The organism is Cytobacillus sp. Bac17 (assembly GCF_024519925.1).
Taxonomy (GTDB): Bacteria; Bacillota; Bacilli; order Bacillales; family Cytobacillaceae; genus Cytobacillus; species Cytobacillus pseudoceanisediminis.
On sequence record NZ_JALJRC010000002.1, the window covers coordinates 42,946 to 60,314 of the forward strand.

A 17,369-nucleotide genomic window follows, 5' to 3' on the forward strand; every position below is an offset into this window, starting at 1 on the left:
CTGAACCAACTCTTTGATTTAGTGTATGAAACATTGCGCAGTTTGTGAGTCGTCTTATTTTGTATGGCTAAAAAGAAAAGACCCGGCAATTTACCGCCAGATCTTATCTTATTGGAGCCGTTTTCTAATCCATTCTTCCCATTCATTTGTGGAACTGCCGGGAATTAACTGTTCATACTTCGTTTTTTCTTCATTACTGAGGGTATCAATCCCGAATCCCCCAATGCCTACATGCAAATTCCCATAAGTCTCTGCAAGGCTCTCTGACAGTTTTAGGGTTTCTGGTACGTTGGACTTCATCGTACAGGATAAGAATATAAACTTTGGTTTAACTATCTCAATCACAGTTTCGATATCTTCTTCAGCGATGCTTGTCCCAAGGTAAACGACTTCAAATCCTCTTCTGCGCAAAAATAAAGTAAAAATTAATAGCCCTAATTCGTGAGCTTCACCTGGTCCGCAGACTGCTATCACCTTTGGCAGAACTCCGTTATGCGGAAAAGAATGCAGAATCATCCCAATTCTGGATCTTAATATAGATGAGGCAAAATGCTCATGTGCACTTGTTATTTTCCCCTCTTCCCATTGATGCCCGATTTTTACAAGAAGTGAACCTAATATATCAATAAGAACTTTATCTATTGTATAAAAACTGAAAGCCTGATTAATTAAATCATGTGCTTTTGTTTCATTAAACTGAAGGAGAGCTTCAAGCAGCTCATTGGCGAGGGCACCAGACCGATCACCTTCCTTATCCATCTGAAGCGGCTCGGCATTCAGTTCCTTATTTTCCAGAAGGGAAACAGCCTGACTTATGGAAAAACCCTGATCCACTTTCCTGATCAGCCATTTTAACACTTTGATATGTTCCTCTGTATAAAGCCTATGGCCAGATTCATTTCTCTTTGGAGCAACAATTTGATACCGTCTCTCCCATGCTCTTAACGTTCCTGGCTGAATGCCGAGCATCTTAGATACAGCCTTAATATTATACTTTCCTTCTTCAGTTGCCATACCCAGCCCTCCATTCATTACTAATTATAAAAACCGCCGGTGGAACTGTAAAATCTGGGTGTGTTTTATTTTCAGCCCTTATTAATTGTAATGAAATGAGTTTCCGGCTTTGCCCCCAGCCTCAATGGCACACCGGTCGTACCATAGCCGTTGCTGATCAGAATAGTTGTTTGCGGCAGCACTTTTATCCGGCCCTTCTCATAAGGACCAAACCCGAAAATGCGAATTTGCCCGCCATGTGTGTGTCCACTTAACACCAGGTGAATATTTTGTTCTTTTGTTATACTGTTAATGATTCTTGGATCATGGCTGACCAGCACCTGAAACCCCCCTGAGCCTGCATCCTTAAGTGCAAGGTCGAGCCGATCCCTATCCTTGCTTAGATCATCTGTTCCCATCAAAATAAAACGTTCTCCTTCATTTGATTCAAAGGAAAGGGCAGTATTATCTAGAATTTTTACTCCGCATTCGAGAAGCAGAGCATCTAGCTCGTGGTAATCCGCTTCATAGTCATTATTCCCCCAAACGAAATAGACGGGCCCGCATTCCTTTAATCCCAAAAGGTTCTTCTTTACTCTTTCAAAAGGGACTCCTTTTTCCAAGAGATCGCCGCCGATGATGACCAGATCAGGCTTCTTTTCTTTAACCTCCCCGATTATCGATTCTGACACCGTCCTCTTATGAATATCCGAAATAAAAAAAAGCTTTACTTCACCGAAGCTTTCCGGAAACTCAGGAAAAGAAAGCTCTTTATATATAATTCTATCTGCAAATGCCTCACTAAACATATACATTAGTAAACACGCACCGCCAATTATGGCCAAAGCTATTAGGTATATCATAAATCCTCCTGCCATCAATCGCCTTCGATCAGTCTTCGGCAAGATTGATTTTCTTGAAATCTAAAGAAATAATACCATAAATTACTGAAAAACAGAAAAGGGCAAATGCTTCCCATGGCGAAAGGACTGACAAAACAAAAAAGCCTCCAATTAGCAATAAACTCAGCACAGGCCCAAATAAAGCATCCATATGTTTTAATGACCTCATATTTTTTAAAAGCCTGGCAGTCCACTCGATAATACTTCTGATGATCTCTGCGTTGGCTATAAAAGCGATAAGGAAAAAAATCATTCCCATGACGAAGCCCGCCGGCTCCAGTACAAAAATGACAATCATATCCGAGATGCCCATTGGAATAGACACCGGAAAAAATTTAATAAATAATATGCCGCTAATAAAGCCTGTAAATAGCTTCAGCAAAATAAAAAACAAAATAAATCCCTCCCATACAAAGTGTATGAGAAGGATTTATTTTGTTGACTATATTTACTCTAGTCCTCAGTTATGTCCAAAACACGGAAACCGGATTTTTCAAGCCGGCTGATGAACTTATCCATATTATTATTTTTTTCAACCTTCATCACGATGCGGCGGACCAGCTTGTCTGTTTCATCAAAGGTAACAAGGGAAATGATGTGTTCATGGAAATAATGGGCGATTTCGGCTAAACGTGCAATTCGCCCTTCCGCTTCTACCGAAGTAAACGCAATCCTGACACCGGATTTATTGGTTCCGAAGGCCGATTGGAATTGAGCGAGAACATCAAAGCGTGTAACAATGCCCAGAAATTTTCGATTATCGCCCAAAACTGCAAGTAAAGGGAAATCCTTTAAATCCAGAAGCGTTTTTTCAAAAATCTCATTTCCTTTTAAATATTGCTCCTGATGTGTGGCAATATCCTTGACCAGTGTTCCTTCCAGGAAACCCTCCTTTGAATTACCTGACAAAAAGAAGTTCTCATATATTCCATATCTCGTAATTATGCCGGCATATTGTTCGCCATCCAATACAGGAAGCCCGTCAATCTGATGGTCCTCCAGCAGAGCCAGAGCTTCTTTCAATGGTGCATCCTGTCCGATTGTATAACAGGTATGTTTGGGGATCATGATACTTTTCACAAACATTGCCATCACCTCAGAGTAATATTAATTAGACCTAACATTTAATTTCGCCATCACCTCAACTTTCCCTTCTTTTTATTAGAGTAAACAATCATAAAAACACTGCACTTTTCATAAGTTTCAATGACGCATAAAAAGGAGGGATTATGATGAATACACTCCGTAAAACCTGGCACCCTTATGTAAGCCCATTTGACCCTTGCACTCCTATAAAGGTCAAAACTTATTCCACTCCTCCAAATCTATATATGGGATTTCAGCCGCCAGGGCTTGAACAATTTACGCCAATGGAGGCTTTAAGAGCAGGAACGCTTTGGAAGGCTTTCTATGATCCATGGTACAGTCCCTATGAAAAAGCCAGGGAGGGACAATAGCCATGAAACAATTGCCGGCAGATTACTATCAGCTTCTTGAACAGCTCCAGGCTGTGGATTTTGTCCTTGTTGAACTGACTCTATACCTTGACACTCATAACAATGATTCTGAAGCCATTAAGCAATTCAATCACTATGCAAAGGAACGAAAAAAACTGAGAAATGCCATTGAGAGCAAGTATGGTCCATTAATGCAATTTGGACACAGCTATTCCGGCCAGCCTTGGAATTGGGATGATGCACCGTGGCCTTGGCAAGTATAAATTTTTTCCCGGCGCCTTCTTATATGAAGGCGCTAAATAGGAATATATCTGGATATTTGAAAGGAGCTGAGAAAGAATGTGGGTTTATGAAAAGAAGCTGCAATATCCGGTAAGGGTAAGCACATGCAACCCCAAACTGGCAAAGTTTCTAATTGAACAATATGGGGGGGCTGACGGAGAACTTGCTGCTGCCCTAAGATATTTGAACCAGCGTTATTCTATACCTGATAAGGTCATCGGGCTACTTACAGATATTGGAACAGAGGAGTTTGCCCACCTGGAAATGATCGCAACAATGGTATACAAATTAACGAAGGACGCTACGCCTGATCAAATGAAAGCCGCTGGTCTCGGTGATCATTATGCTGACCATGATAACGCACTGTTTTACCATAATGCTGCAGGTGTTCCTTGGACAGCTACTTATATCCAGGCAAAGGGAGACCCAATTGCAGATTTATACGAAGATATCGCAGCAGAAGAGAAAGCCAGAGCAACCTATCAGTGGATCATTAATATGAGTGATGACACGGATTTAAATGACGGACTCCGGTTTTTAAGAGAACGAGAGATTGTTCATTCACAGCGCTTTAGAGAAGCCGTGGAAATTCTTAAGGAAGAACGGGATAAGAAGAAATTCTTTTAAAAGATACTTAACAAAAAAGAAGCAGGCAAGCTGCTTCTTTTTCCATTAACTGCACTGTCATTTATTCTCATGATAAAGATTTATATCATAATTTTTTTTCATCATTTCGAAAACAGTATGGCGGTTTTTTCATTTATCTTCTTTTTTCCAAAGGTCTTTGCTCTTATCTATTATTTCACACCTTAGAGCATGATATTCTTTTTCTGCTTTTTCTCTTTTTTCCCTCAGAAGGTTCATAAGCCCATATAGGCCAACAGAAAAAACGAGCAAATAGAAATTAGCTGACTGATTGACAAAAGCCGAAAACATGGAAGCAAACGAGTAAGAGTAAGGCTGCATAACACTTTTATAAATATATAAAAAGAATAAAAAAGAAATAAAAACAGTTGCCCACATGGCAAGTAAATGCCAGGACTTGAATCGATCAAATTTTTGCTTTCTCTCTACCACTTTCTCAAGCATTTTTCTGGTAGCCTGATCTGTACGTTCGTCAAGCATTCTAATTGGCGATTCCAATACTCTCCCTCCCTTTCTCAATAATGTATGAGCCTGTCCATTATTATATGACTAAGAAAGAGAGGCCGCTGCCTTACCTGTTTCCGCTCCTTCTATTGCTCAAGCGGAATCTTTAATACCTGGCCCGTTTGTATTTCATTCGACGGCAAATTGTTGGCTTGCTTTATTTTTTCAATTCCCGACTGGGATTTATAATAGGTCATGGCAATTCTAAAAATTGTTTCCTTTGGTTTGACCGTATGGTAAACAACTTTGCCTTCCGTTTTTAATTCTTCCTGTTCCTGTTTCCCGGCAGTTTTGGAAGAGTCTGTACTTTCAGGTGCTGTTTGCTGGGCTTGCTTTTTGGAATTGGATTCAGATCCTTTATCTTCTTTATCAGTCGTTTGAGAGGCCTCTTTTTCCTGCTGGACTTTGGCATCTTCTTTTACTTGAACGCCCTCAGCTTTTTCAGGTTTCTCAGGTTCCTGGGATTCCGGCTCTTCTCTTACTTCTATGGTTGTCCCTTCCCCTTCATCATTTGTGGCAAAAACGACCGTTTCAGAACCGGTTTCTTCATTTTCTGCATTTAACCCGGCATTAATGCTTTTATCACTACTTACATATTGATATATACTGAAAATGGTGATGGGCAAAAGGATAAAAAATAAAGCAAGCAGGCGAATAACTGGGTATTTAACCTTCCATTTACTCTTTTTCCTTTTTTCCTGGTGAACACGGCTCCGTGGCGGCAAAGCGGATTTTTGCCCGCTATATTCCGCTTCCTGTTTTCGGTCAATCTTCTTACGGAGTCTTTCAGCTTGATCTCTATAAGGGTCTTCTTTATTCATGTTTCATCCCTTCCTGTAATAAAAATCATAAGAAGTATATTTTGTGTGCTGCTGTTAATGATCGTTAATTGAATTGTCCTCTTCAGCTTTCCTTATAGTTTTTTTCAGGTAACGTTTTCGAATAAGAATACCAAGAAGAAAGTCAATCAGAAAATGCATAACAATCGTAACAAGCAAATTATTGGTTATATGATAAATATAACCTATTAAAAAGCTTAATGTAATAATATTTACAAACAAAAACCAATTAAAAAGATATCGATAATGAACAAGCGCAAAAATAAGACTGGAAATAGCAAGGCCGAAATGGGTCTGAATGACTCCCCTGAATAGAAGTTCTTCACTAAACGCCACCACAGCCGCAATAAAAGCAATATGGATAAAACTGCGATTCTGAAAGATTTTCTCATTTAATCCTCCATCATCATACAGCACTTCAGGGAGAACCTTCATCAACACGATATCAATCAGGACAACTGCAGCTCCTGCCGCCGCTCCAATTACAAAAATGTTTATATCATTGAATTCAAAAAGAGCTTGGAACTCCCCAAAACTATTAAACAATATAATACTTAGTATCAAAGAAATGGATAAAATAAGCACCTGAGTAAGATAAAGATGGAATAATAGTTCCTTGTCAGTCAATTCCTTAATAATGTCCGCGTATCTTTTCCTCATTTTGGTTCACTCACTTGGAATCAGGAGGTATTCCAGATGATTTTTCCAATCATACAGCGGGCTTTCCTGATTATCTGAATTTGTATTCCTTAAGAAATTTTCCAATTGCAAACCGCAAATATCGCAGCAGGATGGGACTGAGGCATTTTTTTCCTCATCAAAGCAGGAAAGTATACTCTCTCTCCGGCATGTCTTCTTGTAGATCCACTTATATACTTCCTCAATGCTATCCCTTTTCAGTTTGATTCTGCCTTCATAATACTCCTTCATCTCCTGCAGAATCCTTCTGTAATCGAGTCCAGATTTGCTTTTCTTTTCAAAAAAATCATTAAAAATTCGCCACTGAACATCGGTCAAACCGGAACGCTGCTTAATTTGCTCTTCAAAAGGACCAATATTCTGGATCGCATTTGGGTTTTCTTCTATCCATTCCTTAATCCAATCAATTTGTGCTTTGTCAGGCAATTCACTTTCTGCAAGCTGTATGGGAAGCTGCTCATCACCCGGTGCATAGAGCATAATGGCTATACTTTGATTTCCATCTCTCCCTGCCCGGCCAATTTCCTGCAAATAGGATTCAATCTGAAGAGGCATATGAAAGTGTATTACATACCTGATATTATCTTTATTAATCCCCATGCCAAAGGCGCTTGTAGCACAAATAAGATCGAGCTGCCCATGAATAAACTGCTGCTGCACAAGGATACGGCTTTCCTGGTCCATTCCCCCATGGTAAGCCATCACTCTTTTGGCTCCTTTGTCCCTAAGCAGCTCAGCTGACTGTTCCGCCATTTTTTTGCTGGAAAAATAAATAATTCCAGGGCCCTGAAGGATTTCAGCAAGCTCCACAAGTCTCTCTGTTTTTTCACGGAAATTCTCTAACCTTTCTACAGATAATGCAATATTAGGACGGTCAACGGAGTATATAAATTCGCTGCAGTCCAGTATGCCAAGTGACTTTTTTATATCTGCTTTAACTTCAGCGGTAGCTGTAGCTGTTAATGCCAGAGTAACCGGGTTCCCTATAATTTTCCTGACTTCCCCCAGCTTTAAATAATCGGGTCTGAAATCATACCCCCATTGGGAAATACAATGAGCTTCATCCACAACAAATAAAGCAATGCGCAATTTCTTCAACTGTGATAGTACTGACTCATAATAAAGCATTTCGGGTGAAATAAAGATAAACTTATATTGATTCAGATGAATCAATGCCTGTTTTTTTTCTCCGCGGGTTAAAAAGGAATTGAATGCAATCACCTTTTTTTCCCCATTCATCATAAGGTGTTCAGCCTGATCCTGCATAAGGGACAGCAAAGGAGATATAATAATCACCTGACCTTCAATCATATATCCCGGCAGCTGATAACATAGGGATTTACCTGTACCTGTAGGCAGCATGGCAACAGTATTTCTCCCTGAAAGCACAGATTCAATGATCTCCTTTTGTCCAGGTCTAAAGGCAGAAAATCCAAATTTGCTCTGTAATAGCGCTTCTAATCTCATTGTCCCTCTCCAAGCTTTGCCATGACTAATCTGATTTCAAAATAATCGGATTCCGGCACCATTTGACGTATTTGCTTTAATTGCAATGAATCAGCACTGTTCGCTGCTTGAAGAATCAATTTCTGCTTCTTTTCTGAAACATAACTTGTGATATTAAAACCGCTGTCATTTAACGCTACCTCCACAACATGATCCTCAATTGTGCTTTTTTTCAAGTTTCTTGTTTTTGCGATCACATCCAAATCCAGTCCCTGTTTTAGCAGTGTATATGTTTTTTGAGCAGACAACGTTAGCTGAACTTCATTTCCTGTCCCGCTCACTAATTTATCGATAAGCGGATATTCGTCAGGATTTTCTCTTACGCTTGCAAGGATATGATGAATGGCTCCAAGGAACTGATGGTGATAATAATCATGACTGATTCCCAGCTGTTCTGAAGTCTGAACAGCAGTGAGGCCAATACGGTTATAGCCTGTCAGCCTCAATGTCAGTACAGCAGGATTAATATCACTTAGTCTTTCAAGGCACTGGCAAAGTTCCCTGTTTAGCACACTTCCTACTTCATTGCGGGCGAATCCAGATGTTCTCAAAAAGTATTTCAGCCATTCGTGAACATCTCTTTTTCTTTGAATAGGAAGGTATTTTACATTGTTATTATTTAAATGTGATATAACCTGGATTAAAAGAGTAATCCTCTCCCAAAACAGGTCACCTGCACTATGATACAGCCATCCGTTTAATGAAGACGGTATTGGACATTCTAAAAGAGACCTTTCCAGCTCTTCCTTACCATCTGAAGTCAAAATGTAATGCTTTTCATCAGTTGGAGTCATCCAGCTTTTGCTTACAATTTCTTGTGCAAGTTGATCCAGAACATCCCGGCTTAAACTTCCAAATGTTCTAAAAAGCGGGGTTAGCTGAAATAAATGAGCATCCTGAATGGTTTGGGAAGATTTTTTTCCATTGAGCAAATGTAAAATAGAATATATAGTTCTTTGTCCCTGTAATTCTTTAATACAGTACATTATTATAGTTTTTAAATAAGATCTTTCCATTTTTTTCACCTTACGGCCAAAGATTTTTTTCTTGTTTTAAGAAGCTTGTTGCCCTTCTTCCATTTTATCATGAAAGAAATCGGCAGGCCGTTTTAATTATTTATTCACAGGGTAAATTATGCCTAAACCCTTGTGTGATAAGCATTCTCAATACATTTTCTATTGAAAAGTTGAACATTCAGTTTTACAATAGATGTGAGGAATGTGTTACCATCATCTTGATGGACGATTAATTGTTTAAATCTTGGGAGGTTTTTTTCATGGCAAAGTATACAATTGTTGACAAAGAAACATGCATTGCATGTGGAGCTTGCGGCGCAGCTGCACCGGACATTTATGATTATGATGATGAAGGCATCGCTTTCGTTACCCTTGATGATAACCAGGGTATCGTTGAAATTCCTGATGTATTAGTTGATGATATGATGGATGCATTTGAAGGCTGCCCAACCGATTCAATTAAAGTAGCTGATGATGCTTTTGATGGCGATCCGCTTAAATACGAATAATCCTTCAACCATACTTTACCCTTTGTTAAGCTGCTGCTCCCTTTCATCATGAAAGGGAGTTTTTTATGTTAACATTTAACAAGATTAAATGGAGTGAATAGAAAAAGCAGCGGCACATTTGCCGCTGCTTTAAACTTATATATTATTAAGCTGCGCTTTTTATAACAGCCTGCTTCTCCACCCAAGTTCTCATGCGTGTAAAAATAAGCATGAAAACAAATGAAATGATTAAACCTTTTATAATATTGAATGGCAAAATCCCTGTCACAATCATAGTTCTCATTTCAGGTGCTGACATTGCAGGGAAGTTAAGGAAGAAAGTATATGCCGGCAGTATTACAAGGTAATTAAGCACACTCATTATGACAGCCATAACCATTGTGCCGATAACAAGTCCAAACGTCATGCCCTTTTTTGTTTTCAGCTTGCTGTACATATAGTAAGTCGGCAGGACGAACAAAATGCCTGCGGCAAAGTTTGCAATATGCCCAACAGGTACTCCTGTTGCACTCCCTGTCATGAAGTAGTCAAGAATATTCTTAATAAGTTCCACCAAAATCCCTGCTGCCGGCCCAAAAATTAACGCAGCGATTAATGCAGGAATATCACTGAAGTCAATCATCAGAAATTGCGGAAACGGCGGGATTGGAAAATTGAGAAGCATTAATACGTAAGAAATGCTGCTCAGCATTCCGATGGCAACCATGGTTTTGATATTAAGTTTTTTCATGTTCCTCTCTCCTTTTAAGGACTATCTCTCCTAAAGAAGAAAGGTTCAGCTAAGCAAATGTCTTCGCAATAAATAACCCTCAAGCTAATATAACTTGAGGGAGAGTTGCAAAGGCACGCTTAATAACGTTCAAAACCTGCATTTTTTGAACGTCTGCAGAACCTCCATCTTCTCCCATCCAGACTGTACTGTCGGCTTTGGAATCGCACCAAATCCTGCCCAAATTAACCGCAAAGGTTTCTCTTCAAAAACTCTGCTTTCAGGCTCGCGGGCTTAGAGTCAAGAATGACCCATCACCGCCGGTCGGGAATTTCACCCTGCCCCGAAGATAGACCGTATTTATTTATACAAATTAATTATACTGAAAAAAAGTTATTCTGTGAAGGGATATGTTTACCTGACAGATATAGAGAATCTCTCTAACCTAGAGCCTTACAGATTTTTATCGATATAACAAAAAAAGACGGCAATATGCCATCCTTTATATTATCCAAGCGGAATTTCCTTTCTTTCTCCTTTTGAGAATGTCATGATGGACTGATACCCCACTTCTCTTGCAAGATCAATTGCTTTTTCAAAATCTGCACCTACATGTTCAGGAAAGTGTGCATCAGACGAAAGAACAATCGGGATATTTTTATCATAGCATTTCTGAAGAAGCCGTTTGTCCGGGTATAGTTCCCCCACTGGTTTTCGCAGACCAGCCGTGCTGATTTCAACACATGTCTTGGATTCTGCCAGCGCATTGGCTGCACGATCATATTGCTCCAGCAGGAATTCTTCGTCCTGGGGAACATATTTAAAAATTTTCACGAGGTCTAAATGGCCAACAATATCAAATAAATTTGACTGAGCCAGAGTGACCACCTGATCAAAGTACTTACGATATACATCATATAAATCCCTTTTATCCCATTCTTTCCTAAATTCAGCCAGGTCTATGCCGAAATCTCCAACCCAATGAATGGATCCAATAACATAGTCAAAAGAATAACTATTGATAAACTTCGCCATTTCACGGTGTTTGCCTGGCGTGTAGTCCATTTCAATTGACATCTTCACATCTATGTCATTGCTCCACGCTTCATGAAAAACATTCACATAGTCTTTCATATCATAAAAGCGCCTTTCGTTTACCCATGAATTCTGCAGGATGTCTGCTGTCTGATAGAAATGATATGCATGCTCTGAGATTCCAAAAGATTCAATGCCTTTCCGGGCTGCAGCATCTGTGAATTTTATTAAATAATCGAGGCTCAACGTGCCATTTTCGAGATGATTATGATAGTCTGTAAGCATTTCTCAAACTCCCCCAGTTTTTTTACCCATTATACTTTAAGGGAGTAAAGCGGTGCAATCATTTCTATTCTATTTTTTGCGAATGATTAGAATTTGTCCAATTTTTATTGTATCTGAATCAGCATTATTTAATTTTTTGATTGTTTCTGCCGTTGTATCATGCATTTTTGCTATAGAAGATAGAGTATCTCCCTGTTTAACAGTGTATTCTAAAGATTTCACGGGTTTTATCAATAGTTTTTGACCTGAAAAAATGTGATCAGGATTAATATTATTTAAATCCGCAATTTCCCCGGCCCGCAAATTATAGTGTGCAGCAATGGACCATAATGTTTCCCCTGTTTTAACTATATGGTAAGTTTCCTCGAAACCATTTTTTATTTTCCCTGACTCAAAATTAGATGGCCGTGCTGAAACTTCACGCGCATTTTCATCTTTCATCACTGCATTTACAGCTTGTCCAACTTCTCCCATCCCAAATGCAACAGAAGGGTCAACTGCATTTATTTTATCAGCTGTCCATGCCTGCGTATGTATTTCAAAATGGAGATGCACCCCTGAGGAGTCACCCGTGCTTCCCATCAGTCCGATTTTCTGTCCCAGCCCAACACTTTCTCCTTCAGCAGAAAAGCGTTTATCCAGATGGGCGTATACTGTTTCAGATTGATTGTTATGTTTAATGAATATCACATTTCCATATGTTTGGGAATAATAAGACCTGGACACAATTCCTGCGTCAACAGCATAAACTGGAGACCCGGAATCTCCAGCTATATCAATGCCTTTATGCTGTCCTTCTCTTGTCCCAAACGTGTCTGTAATTACACCATCTGCAGGCCATACCCAATGCTCTGTCAGTTCCGGAATTTTTGGCTCGGCAGCTTTAGAATGCTTCCCTCCCAGAAATAACAGACTCACACAAAGAGCCATTATTCCTGCGATAAAGAAACGTCTTATGTAATCCTTCATTCTTTTCCTCCTATGTTGTCAGCTGAAATATCCGTACGAGTGCCTTTCAGTGACCGCACTCTCTTTCACCCTATGACAGCTTGTACTCTTTTAGAACAATTAATAATAAAGCTCTTAAAAGCACAGTTATTAGTATACTTCCAGCAGCATAGTTTTTATGCAGACCTGAGGGATTTTTATCTCTGAAAAAAGAAAAGGCAGCCGCATGGGCCGCCTCTCTAATTTGGCAAATCTCGTTTATTCGCTGCTATTGGTACCTTTAATTCTTCAGTAAGGTCAAAATTGCCTATTTTATCAACATCTGCATTTTCCAATTTAACCGTGTCAAAATCAAAGTCTTTTGCCGTCAGAAGTATTGCTTCAATCGCATGAAGTGTTGATTCATCATCAATTATTTCTGATTCATTATTAAAACGGATTAAGAGTTTGCCATCCTGTATTTCTTCTGTTTCAAAATCAAAGTCTTCTGGTATGGATGCCTGTAAATTATTTTCAGTCCGGTTTTGCTTCATGGCTGTTAGAGCATCTTTTATAGAGTTGAGCTGTTCTCTTAGCGGGACCAGGAATGGTGTTGAATCTGCGCCATTTGGATATAAGAAATAATAAATTAAGTTACCATTGCTATTTTCCGGGATAAATTCCTCTGTATATCCGTAATGGCTAAATTCAATGCCGATTTCCCCTTCAGTCATGAGGTTAATCTTTTCTATATCAAGATTATTCATTATATTGGACAAGACCTTCTCTAAAAGTAATTCTGTCGTGGAAGACACACTATATGGATGATCCGCTGGCACATCAACAGTTAACATTTTATTTCCCTGATCATAGGCAAAATTTGCTTTCAGAGGATAGTAATCATCTAAACCCCATTCATCCTCGGTCAGCCTGCCCATCGTGTCTTCAAATAATTCAAATTTCGTTCTGGCAGGATTTTCATCAACTAAAACACTGACGGGTACAATATTTTGTGCCGCCTTATCTGGAATCGCATAAGTCAGTACCTCTTTCCCTGCCAAATCTTCTTCATAAACGGCAGTAGGGCTAGATTCTGATGCAACCGTCTTCTGGCTTATCTCCTCATCATTTACTTCCGCTTCCGGCTCAGTGGACAGCTCTGCCTGGTCCTGTTCTTCTGAGCCTTTCTCTTGAGCAATTAATTCAGAGTCTTCCTCTTTTGCTTCCAGAAAAGTGTTATTTTCACTTGTTATTTGTTCAGATGAGGTTGTTGATTGGTCCGCTTTCGATTCGACCTGCTTATCGGCAGACTCCTGCCAGCTCATAAGGTTTGGGACGAGGATAGAAAGCAGGAGCAATGCAGCAGCCGCTGCGATAGATGGCAGGATCCATGTTTTGTTTTTTTGCTTTCCCATCTTAATTTCGATGGCTTGATAAATGTCTCTCGGATTACGATCATCTTTAATTTTAGGCAACTGTCTCAGCAATTCCTGAAGCTGCTCATCGCTCCACTTCGATTCCTTCATTATCCATTCCCTCCTTTACCTTAAAATCTTCCATATGTTTCTTAAGCACCTTTAAGGCACGATGCTGGGTTGTTTTAACCTTGCTTTCGGACCAGCCAAGTGAATCAGCTGTTTCATTAATGCTGAGTTCATGTATATATCTCATAATTATGACAAGCCTCTGGTCAATGGTGCATAAATCCAGACAGCGGTAGATCAGCTGAATTTCTTCTCTTTGCACGGCAATTTCTTCCGGCAAGGGAAGTTCATCCTTTACCTCCTGAGTTGACCAGTCAAATTTCTCCATAATCCTTTGCTTCCAGCCCTTTTGCTTGCGAAAGGAATCTATGGCAACATTCCGCGCAATGGAAAAGAGCCATGTTTTTTCGCTGCTTTTCCCTTCAAACTTTTCATATGATTTTAATACTCTTATATAGACTTCCTGGACTAAATCCTCAGCCAGTTCCTTGTTTTTGACCATATAAAAAAGAAATTGAAAAACGTCATGATGGTATTTTTTATAAAGATCATCAAAAACGGAGTCCATGGATTCCCCTCCCCGTTCAATAAAATAGTCGTTCTCTCTCTAAAAAAAGTTACAGTTTAACTATATTATTATTTTGCAGAAAAGCGCAAGAGCCTGTTTGGGTGCAGGATTACTCCCTTGCCTTCAAAAACGCCCGGCCTGTTGATTAGAACTATATTTCAAAAAAAAGGGAAGGAAATTTTATGCATCTCCTTCCCTAAGCCTATGATAAATTGTTTCCCGTGTATCAAGAACAATCGCCACATTTCTCGCCTTTATCCTTCATTTCGAGGGATAAAGATTGAAAATGTCGTACCGTGTCCGGTCTTGCTTTGAACGGTAATATGGCCTTTATGAGCTTCAATTATATTTTTTGCAATTGCAAGGCCAAGGCCAGTTCCAGATCGGCCTCTCGTTCTTGCTTTGTCCGCTTTATAAAAGCGTTCAAATACAAACGGCAGGTCTTCTTCAGGAATCCCTGAGCCAGAATCTCTCACTTCGATAAACAGTCCCCGTTCATCACTTCTCTCGAGCACTTTTACCTCTCCATTCTGAGGGGTATGCCGGATAGCATTATCAATCAGATTAGTCATAACCTGTTCAATTCTGTCCGGATCAATTTGAATTGGGACACCCTTGCTTTGCAGATCATGTTCCAGACTAATTTCCTTCTCTTTTGCCAGCCCCTGGAACTTCCTGATAATTCTTTGCAGATAGGAATTCACTTCAGTTTCTTCCATTGTCAGCTGAATATGTCCGGCTTCCATTCTGGCAAGATCCAGCAATTCATTCACAAGCCGGCCCATTCTCAGGGATTCATCATAAATGACACTTGCCATCTCTTTTTTCTCTTCGTCCGTTCCGGCAATATCATCGACAATCGCTTCACTATACCCCTGCATCATAGAAATCGGCGTCCTTAATTCATGAGAAACATTCGCTATAAAATCGTTCCGGAGCTTATCAAGCTTACGCTCTTCCGTCATGTCCCTGATAACCGCAACCGCTCCTCTTATATATTTATTATTATAAAGAGGGCTTACGATTATCACCCAGGAACGTCCTTGTATAGAGATTTCTCCGATCTGCTCCTTCTCGGTATTAACAGCAAGCTGGAAAAGCTCCATGACTTTGGATGGCACTTCCTCTGTATTATTCTCAATGTCATCCAGTTCATAAAACCAACTTTGCAAAAACCGCTCTGCAGGAGGATTTGTGATGAGGATCGTGCCATCCCGGTTGAAGGTGATTACCCCATCAGCCATCCCGCTTAGAATGCTTGCCAGCTGTTCTTTTTCCTGGCTTAGAGCATTCATATTGAATTTCAGCTGTCTGCCCATTTGATTAAAAGCCATGGCTAATTCGCCAACCTCATCATTAGTCAGGATCGGAACCTTTGTGTCGAATTTACCTCTTGCTACCTCAAAGGCAGCTTCTTTCATTTTTCTGAGCGGAGCATTAATTCTTGTCGATAAGAAAAATGCAAAGATAGTTGTTAGGATAATGGCAACTCCTGCAGCCAGCAAAATAAATTTAGTCGTTGAACGCAGTGTTTCATGCATGACTTCAATGGATTGATAAATAAAGACGGCCCCATTGCTGCTGTCCCCTTCAAGAGGGACCCCAATTATAAGAATCTTGCTGTCATCATCTGCGTCTACATCTGTGTACTCAGGATTAACGGATGTTACTTTTTTTACAGTCTTATCTTCCGTGAGGACTTCTTTTAAATCATCTTCCTCGGTGAGGTAGGAGATAGGGAGTTTTAATGAACCTGTATGATTTGGAGAATAGTAGTACTCTTTCGGCGAGATAATAATGACTACTTTTGTAACATCGTCGACAAGTTCCCAGGAGATCTCCAAACCGACTTCACGATTATGCTCTTTTAAAATTCTGGTTATTTTATGGGCCGTATTCGATAATCCTTTCTCTGTTTCATTTATATGGTAATTTTCAAAAAACTCAAGCAGCATGACTGTTAAAATCAGCAGTACAAATGAAACTAACAAAAGAATTGTGCCCCAAAGCTTGCCTGCAACACTCCTAAAGAGCATCATTCATTAATAACCTCGAACTTGTAGCCCACTCCCCAAACAGTGACAATCATTCTTGCAGCCTGCTCAGAAACTTTATTTAATTTTTCACGCAAGCGCTTCACATGTGTATCGACAGTTCTTAAATCTCCGAAAAATTCATAGTGCCAAACTTCCTTAAGCAGCTGCTCCCTGTCAAAAACCTTATCCGGTGCCTTTGCCAGGAAATAGAGAAGTTCATATTCCTTTGGCGTTAAACTGACTTCTTTTCCATCAGCCAACACTTTGTGAGCATCATTATCAATCGTTAGATGAGGAAAAACGATTACATCCTTTGCTGTTGTTTCTGTTTGAAGGTAGGTAGTTTTAGAAGACCTGCGCAATAATGCCTTCACTCGCAGCACAACTTCCCTCGGGCTGAAAGGCTTTACAATATAATCATCTGTGCCCACTTCAAACCCCTGTACGCGGTTAACTTCTTCCCCTTTGGCTGTCAGCATGATCACAGGAGTAGCTTTTTTCTCTCTCAGCTCTCTGCAGACTTCAATGCCGTCTTTGCCGGGCATCATTAAATCCAAAAGGATGACATCGTAATCATTTGCGAGAGCTTTTGACAAAGCCTGGTTTCCATTTTCCGCTTCATCAATCGAATAATTTTCACGCTCAAGGTACATCTTTAATAAACGGCGGATTCTTTCTTCATCATCCACTAGTAGAATTTTCACTTGGTTTTCCATTTTTCAAATCCCCCTAACGTTCAATAGAAATGGCTCTTCTCAAAAATCTATTTTAGCTAAAGAATTCTGCCCGTTGATTTCCGCTGCAGGCACTTAGCGACACACGGGGCTGCCTGGATTCTCCGACGCTTAGCGTCTGCGGGGTCTCCCCTGGTACGCTACTCCCGTAGGACGTTGAATGAGCTTCCTCGAAAGAACACCGCACGAAGAAAATGCGGATGCATATTCGAGGATCTCTCACCTTCCGCTCCAATCAA

At 40.0% G+C, this 17,369-nt stretch carries 19 protein-coding genes, 1 pseudogene and 1 riboswitch; of the genes and pseudogenes, 4 read left to right on the forward strand and 16 right to left on the reverse strand.

The genetic code is table 11. The annotated features are described in order from the left end of the window. Positions 1-108: 108 nt before the first annotated feature. The 4 genes from NR125_RS04515 to NR125_RS04530 form a co-directional block, all read right to left on the reverse strand. On the reverse strand, positions 109-1,014 hold the full coding sequence (locus NR125_RS04515; protein WP_009332778.1) for a MerR family transcriptional regulator: 906 nt from the start codon (positions 1,012-1,014) through the stop codon (positions 109-111). Positions 1,015-1,085: 71 nt separating this feature from the next. Continuing rightward, positions 1,086-1,856 (reverse strand): metallophosphoesterase, encoded by a 771-nt coding sequence (locus NR125_RS04520; protein ID WP_009332779.1) that lies wholly within the window; start codon positions 1,854-1,856, stop codon positions 1,086-1,088. 28 nt (positions 1,857-1,884) lie between these two features. Next, the gene (locus NR125_RS04525) at positions 1,885-2,289 is read right to left on the reverse strand and encodes a hypothetical protein (protein ID WP_009332780.1); all 405 of its coding nucleotides are present in this window, start codon (positions 2,287-2,289) and stop codon (positions 1,885-1,887) included. Positions 2,290-2,348: 59 nt separating this feature from the next. Then, positions 2,349-2,981 carry a CBS domain-containing protein gene (locus tag NR125_RS04530; RefSeq protein WP_019380372.1) on the reverse strand — a complete coding sequence of 211 codons (633 nt, stop codon included), beginning with the start codon at positions 2,979-2,981 and terminating at the stop codon, positions 2,349-2,351. A 146-nt stretch (positions 2,982-3,127) separates the two neighbouring features. Here NR125_RS04530 and NR125_RS04535 point away from each other — a divergent pair, with 146 nt between their 5' ends. The 3 genes from NR125_RS04535 (at position 3,128) to NR125_RS04545 (ending at position 4,261) form a co-directional block, all read left to right on the forward strand. Beyond that, positions 3,128-3,352, forward strand: coding sequence for a spore coat associated protein CotJA (locus NR125_RS04535; RefSeq protein ID WP_019380371.1), 225 nt, complete (start codon positions 3,128-3,130; stop codon positions 3,350-3,352). 2 nt (positions 3,353-3,354) lie between these two features. Beyond that, positions 3,355-3,615 carry a spore coat protein CotJB gene (locus tag NR125_RS04540; protein WP_009332783.1) on the forward strand — a complete coding sequence of 87 codons (261 nt, stop codon included), beginning with the start codon at positions 3,355-3,357 and terminating at the stop codon, positions 3,613-3,615. A gap of 76 nt (positions 3,616-3,691) precedes the next feature. After that, the gene (locus tag NR125_RS04545; RefSeq protein WP_009332784.1) at positions 3,692-4,261 is read left to right on the forward strand and encodes a manganese catalase family protein; all 570 of its coding nucleotides are present in this window, start codon (positions 3,692-3,694) and stop codon (positions 4,259-4,261) included. 57 nt (positions 4,262-4,318) lie between these two features. On the opposite strand, the pseudogene NR125_RS04550 reads toward NR125_RS04545, so the two are convergent. From NR125_RS04550 to NR125_RS04570, 5 genes and pseudogenes are all read right to left on the reverse strand, one after another. Further along, a pseudogene (locus NR125_RS04550) lies at positions 4,319-4,777 on the reverse strand (YpbF family protein). Between the two features lie 92 nt (positions 4,778-4,869). Continuing rightward, positions 4,870-5,604 carry a LysM peptidoglycan-binding domain-containing protein gene (locus NR125_RS04555; RefSeq protein WP_071157048.1) on the reverse strand — a complete coding sequence of 245 codons (735 nt, stop codon included), beginning with the start codon at positions 5,602-5,604 and terminating at the stop codon, positions 4,870-4,872. Between the two features lie 54 nt (positions 5,605-5,658). After that, the gene (locus tag NR125_RS04560) at positions 5,659-6,282 is read right to left on the reverse strand and encodes a CPBP family intramembrane glutamic endopeptidase (RefSeq protein ID WP_019380368.1); all 624 of its coding nucleotides are present in this window, start codon (positions 6,280-6,282) and stop codon (positions 5,659-5,661) included. A gap of 6 nt (positions 6,283-6,288) precedes the next feature. Beyond that, positions 6,289-7,788, reverse strand: coding sequence for a RecQ family ATP-dependent DNA helicase (locus NR125_RS04565; RefSeq protein ID WP_019380367.1), 1,500 nt, complete (start codon positions 7,786-7,788; stop codon positions 6,289-6,291). Further along, on the reverse strand, positions 7,785-8,759 hold the full coding sequence (locus NR125_RS04570) for a YpbB family protein (protein WP_256814769.1): 975 nt from the start codon (positions 8,757-8,759) through the stop codon (positions 7,785-7,787). The genes NR125_RS04565 and NR125_RS04570 overlap by 4 nt, the downstream gene beginning before the upstream one ends. A gap of 344 nt (positions 8,760-9,103) precedes the next feature. On the opposite strand from NR125_RS04570, the gene NR125_RS04575 reads away from it, so the two are divergent. After that, a complete protein-coding gene (locus tag NR125_RS04575; RefSeq protein ID WP_009332793.1) occupies positions 9,104-9,352 on the forward strand; it encodes a ferredoxin in 249 nt (82 codons plus the stop codon). 145 nt (positions 9,353-9,497) lie between these two features. On the opposite strand, the gene NR125_RS04580 is transcribed toward NR125_RS04575, so the two are convergent. From NR125_RS04580 to NR125_RS04610, 7 genes are all read right to left on the reverse strand, one after another. Then, positions 9,498-10,082: an ECF transporter S component gene (locus NR125_RS04580; RefSeq protein WP_009332794.1), complete on the reverse strand. Its 585-nt coding sequence runs from the start codon at positions 10,080-10,082 to the stop codon at positions 9,498-9,500. Between the two features lie 162 nt (positions 10,083-10,244). Next, a riboswitch (FMN riboswitch) is annotated at positions 10,245-10,416 on the reverse strand. Between the two features lie 152 nt (positions 10,417-10,568). Continuing rightward, positions 10,569-11,381 (reverse strand): histidinol-phosphatase, encoded by an 813-nt coding sequence (locus NR125_RS04585; RefSeq protein ID WP_192907750.1) that lies wholly within the window; start codon positions 11,379-11,381, stop codon positions 10,569-10,571. Positions 11,382-11,450: 69 nt separating this feature from the next. Then, positions 11,451-12,350 carry a LysM peptidoglycan-binding domain-containing protein gene (locus tag NR125_RS04590; protein WP_071157039.1) on the reverse strand — a complete coding sequence of 300 codons (900 nt, stop codon included), beginning with the start codon at positions 12,348-12,350 and terminating at the stop codon, positions 11,451-11,453. Between the two features lie 218 nt (positions 12,351-12,568). Beyond that, positions 12,569-13,834 (reverse strand): hypothetical protein, encoded by a 1,266-nt coding sequence (locus NR125_RS04595; RefSeq protein ID WP_071157037.1) that lies wholly within the window; start codon positions 13,832-13,834, stop codon positions 12,569-12,571. Then, complete coding sequence (sigX, locus tag NR125_RS04600) at positions 13,809-14,360, reverse strand: RNA polymerase sigma factor SigX (protein ID WP_009332798.1); 552 nt, start codon at positions 14,358-14,360, stop codon at positions 13,809-13,811. Before sigX ends, NR125_RS04595 begins: the two co-directional genes overlap by 26 nt. 254 nt (positions 14,361-14,614) lie before the next feature. Next, positions 14,615-16,399, reverse strand: coding sequence for an ATP-binding protein (locus NR125_RS04605; RefSeq protein ID WP_256814771.1), 1,785 nt, complete (start codon positions 16,397-16,399; stop codon positions 14,615-14,617). Next, positions 16,396-17,112 (reverse strand): response regulator transcription factor, encoded by a 717-nt coding sequence (locus tag NR125_RS04610; protein WP_019380359.1) that lies wholly within the window; start codon positions 17,110-17,112, stop codon positions 16,396-16,398. The genes NR125_RS04605 and NR125_RS04610 overlap by 4 nt, the downstream gene beginning before the upstream one ends. Positions 17,113-17,369 lie beyond the last annotated feature (257 nt).

Coding starts and splice junctions, on each gene's coding strand:
- NR125_RS04515 (WP_009332778.1), bottom strand. CDS start 1,014: ATGGCAACTGAAGAAGGAAAGTATAATATTAAGGCTGTATCTAAGATG.
- NR125_RS04520 (WP_009332779.1), bottom strand. CDS start 1,856: ATGATATACCTAATAGCTTTGGCCATAATTGGCGGTGCGTGTTTACTA.
- NR125_RS04530 (WP_019380372.1), bottom strand. CDS start 2,981: ATGTTTGTGAAAAGTATCATGATCCCCAAACATACCTGTTATACAATC.
- NR125_RS04535 (WP_019380371.1), top strand. CDS start 3,128: ATGAATACACTCCGTAAAACCTGGCACCCTTATGTAAGCCCATTTGAC.
- NR125_RS04540 (WP_009332783.1), top strand. CDS start 3,355: ATGAAACAATTGCCGGCAGATTACTATCAGCTTCTTGAACAGCTCCAG.
- NR125_RS04545 (WP_009332784.1), top strand. CDS start 3,692: ATGTGGGTTTATGAAAAGAAGCTGCAATATCCGGTAAGGGTAAGCACA.
- NR125_RS04555 (WP_071157048.1), bottom strand. CDS start 5,604: ATGAATAAAGAAGACCCTTATAGAGATCAAGCTGAAAGACTCCGTAAG.
- NR125_RS04560 (WP_019380368.1), bottom strand. CDS start 6,282: ATGAGGAAAAGATACGCGGACATTATTAAGGAATTGACTGACAAGGAA.
- NR125_RS04565 (WP_019380367.1), bottom strand. CDS start 7,788: ATGAGATTAGAAGCGCTATTACAGAGCAAATTTGGATTTTCTGCCTTT.
- NR125_RS04575 (WP_009332793.1), top strand. CDS start 9,104: ATGGCAAAGTATACAATTGTTGACAAAGAAACATGCATTGCATGTGGA.
- NR125_RS04580 (WP_009332794.1), bottom strand. CDS start 10,082: ATGAAAAAACTTAATATCAAAACCATGGTTGCCATCGGAATGCTGAGC.
- NR125_RS04585 (WP_192907750.1), bottom strand. CDS start 11,381: ATGCTTACAGACTATCATAATCATCTCGAAAATGGCACGTTGAGCCTC.
- NR125_RS04590 (WP_071157039.1), bottom strand. CDS start 12,350: ATGAAGGATTACATAAGACGTTTCTTTATCGCAGGAATAATGGCTCTT.
- NR125_RS04595 (WP_071157037.1), bottom strand. CDS start 13,834: ATGAAGGAATCGAAGTGGAGCGATGAGCAGCTTCAGGAATTGCTGAGA.
- sigX (WP_009332798.1), bottom strand. CDS start 14,360: ATGGACTCCGTTTTTGATGATCTTTATAAAAAATACCATCATGACGTT.
- NR125_RS04605 (WP_256814771.1), bottom strand. CDS start 16,399: ATGATGCTCTTTAGGAGTGTTGCAGGCAAGCTTTGGGGCACAATTCTT.
- NR125_RS04610 (WP_019380359.1), bottom strand. CDS start 17,112: ATGGAAAACCAAGTGAAAATTCTACTAGTGGATGATGAAGAAAGAATC.